The sequence below is a fragment of the Amaricoccus sp. genome, from assembly GCF_036846665.1.
Lineage (GTDB): Bacteria > Pseudomonadota > Alphaproteobacteria > Rhodobacterales > Rhodobacteraceae > Amaricoccus.
Genome location: NZ_DAIUBO010000406.1, coordinates 1 through 1,723, shown reverse-complemented (window position 1 = coordinate 1,723; position 1,723 = coordinate 1). Strand labels below are relative to the sequence as shown.

Annotated in this window: 2 protein-coding genes; both read right to left on the bottom strand. The window is 67.5% G+C overall.

Annotation, left to right across the window (positions count from 1 at the left end):
- Positions 1-166: 166 nt before the first annotated feature.
- Complete coding sequence (locus tag V7050_RS20900; protein WP_324375703.1) at positions 167-610, bottom strand: universal stress protein; 444 nt, start codon at positions 608-610, stop codon at positions 167-169.
- 9 nt (positions 611-619) lie between these two features.
- A partial coding sequence (locus V7050_RS20895) for a DUF3394 domain-containing protein (RefSeq protein WP_324411264.1) occupies positions 620-1,723 on the bottom strand: 1,104 nt, incomplete at its 5' end.

Genomic DNA, 1,723 nt, shown 5'->3' with positions numbered 1-1,723 from the left:
GGCACCGAATTCCTTCAAGAGCGCCCCAAAACCCGAGAGTCGTGTAGTGTGGGCATTCGAGGGCCTCGAGAAGGCCGGGATGGTAACCGACGGATTGACTGCGCCGATCCACGAGGGAGCGATGCGATGCTTCAGGGAAGCCGGCCTGAATTGACGGGTGCGGGACTCACGGCGCCGGGCTGCGCAGCACGAAGACCGACACCGGCGCGTGCCTCACGATCCAGTCGGCATGGGATCCCACCAGGATCTCACGGAACTGATCCGGCGCATGGGCCGCCATGATGATCAAGTCGGCGCCGGTGGCCCTGACCTGATCCATGATGTGTTTCCGGATCGACCCGTGCTCCAGGTGCAGCTGGCACTTGAGGTCGGCCGGAACGGCCTCGGCTACGATCTTCTCGAGCTCGCTCTCCGCGCGCTCAAGCGCCTTCGTCTCAAAATCGGCCGGAAAGTAGCTCTGGACGATCGCCGAGCCGAAGTCGGGCACCACCGAGGTGACGTGGAGCGCCGCGCCGCTTTCCCGGGCCATACTTACCGCGAGAGGCAGGGCCTCGGTCCAGGTTTCTTCATGGTTGAGATCGATCGGAATGAGAATCGACTTGAACATCATCCCCATCCTTTACGCGGCCGAGCGGCGCTGCGGCGCGGCGGCAGCCCGCGCCCGCTGGGCGAAGACGACCAGCGCGAGCAGCGCCAGCGCCGGGATATACATCCAGTACTTCGACGGGGCATCGGCGGGCCTGAGCACGCGCAGCACCTCCTGGTCCCAGTCGAGCCCGGCTTCTGCGGCGGGTGAATCGAAGGCGACGTCGTCGATGATCGTCTTGTCGCCGTCCTGGCGCAGCGTGATGCCGGTGGCCGCGAGCTTGTCCTCGCCGGCGTCCTCGGGCACCCGCACCAGCGCCACGAACTCCACTGGGTCGCCGAGGTCGTTCACGCCGGCCACCCGGAGCCGCAGGTCGGTCCCCGGCGCCGTGGCCTCGGCGGCGGCGGCCAGCTCCGCCGGCGGTTCCTCGACGAAGGGCGGCGCCACCATGTCCATCCAGAAGCCGGGACGGAAGAAAGTGAAGGCGACGAGCAGGAGCGCGATCGATTCGTAGAAGCGCGAGCGCGCGAGGAACCAGCCCTGGGTCGCCGCGGCGAAGAGCAGCATGGCGATGGTGGCCACGATGAAGACGAAGATCCCGTGCAGGAGATCGACGTTGATGAGCAGGAGGTCGGTGTTGAAGATGAAGAGGAAGGGCAGGGCGGCGGTGCGCAGCGAATAGAAGAAGGCCACGACGCCGGTCTTGATCGGATCGCCCCCCGAGACTGCCGCCGCGGCGAAGCTCGCGAGCCCCACTGGCGGCGTCACGTCCGCCATGATGCCGAAGTAGAACACGAAGAGATGCACCGCGATCAGCGGCACGATCAGGCCGTTCTGCTGGCCGAGCGTGACGATGACCGGGGCGAGCAGGGCGGAGACCACGATGTAGTTCGCCGTGGTCGGCAGGCCCATGCCGAGGATCAGGCTGAGGATCGCCGTCAGGAGCAGGATCGCCATGATGTTGCCGCGCGACAGCACCTCGACCACGTCGGCGAGCGCAGAGCCGACGCCGGTCTGGCTGACGGCGCCGACGATGATGCCGGCGGTGGCGGTGGCGATACCGATGCCCGTCATGTTGCGCCCGCCCGTCACCCGCCCGTCGAGCAGGTCGCGGCCCCCCCGAGCCATCGCGGCCCC

Coding starts and splice junctions, on each gene's coding strand:
- V7050_RS20900 (WP_324375703.1), bottom strand. CDS start 610: ATGATGTTCAAGTCGATTCTCATTCCGATCGATCTCAACCATGAAGAA.